This window comes from Mesorhizobium sp. M7A.F.Ca.CA.004.12.1.1, assembly GCF_003997835.1.
Taxonomy (GTDB): Bacteria; Pseudomonadota; Alphaproteobacteria; order Rhizobiales; family Rhizobiaceae; genus Mesorhizobium.
Genome location: NZ_RZRK01001346.1, coordinates 1 through 830, shown reverse-complemented (window position 1 = coordinate 830; position 830 = coordinate 1). Strand labels below are relative to the sequence as shown.

The 830-nt window shown below is 61.2% G+C and carries 1 protein-coding gene; it reads left to right on the top strand.

The window, feature by feature from the left end:
• On the top strand, positions 1 to 620 hold a 620-nt coding region (locus EN984_RS36290; protein WP_281057392.1), incomplete at its 5' end, for a 3-oxoacyl-[acyl-carrier-protein] synthase III C-terminal domain-containing protein.
• Positions 621 to 830: the final 210 nt, after the last annotated feature.

Below are 830 nucleotides of genomic sequence, written 5' to 3'. Positions count from 1 at the left end.
TGTTCGCCGACGGGTTCACCCGCCTGCACGGCAAAGCGAGCCTTGTCATCGCCGCCAACATCCTCAGCCACCGCATCAATTTGGCCGAGCGCGCCAGCGCCGTGCTGTTTGCCGATGCCGCCGGCGCCATGGTGATCAGTCCTTGCGATGACCCGGATCGAGGCATTCTCGGCGCTTCGGTGGATTCCGACGGCTCGCGCTACGGGCTAATCCAGATTCCCGCCGGGGGAAGCAACACTCCGTTCCATGCCGACCTCGACCTCGCGCAGACACGGATGACGATCACTGACGGCCGTGAAGTATTCAGCAAGGCCGTGGAGATGATGACCGCCTGCTCGAGAGATGCGCTCACTGCTGCCCGACTGAGGCCGCAAGACCTCGATCGTTTCGTGCCGCATCAGGCCAATGCGCGCATTTTCGACGCGGTCGGCAGGAACCTCGGCATCGCTGATCACTCGATCGTCAAGACGATCGCCGAATATGGCAACTCTTCCGCCGCGACGATCCCGCTCTCATTGTCGCTGGCCCATCGGGCGCAGCCGTTTCGGCCTGGCGAGAAAGTCCTCTTGGCGGCAGCGGGTGCGGGTCTCAGCGGCGGCGCGCTTGTGGTGGGAATTTAGCAAAGCAATGCTTGCGCACAGGACTGCTCATGAATGAGACTATGAGAATGGCTCAATACGCAAATAGTCGCCGGCAAGCTCCATAGAGCTGGGGTCCGTGCGGTGCTCCGCGATGTCTAAGTATCGACCCGCTTGCTCAAATCGCAGCGCTCATCGAAGGCCAGCAATACCTCATGCAGAGCGAAAATCCCCAACCGCCCGTTTCAAAGA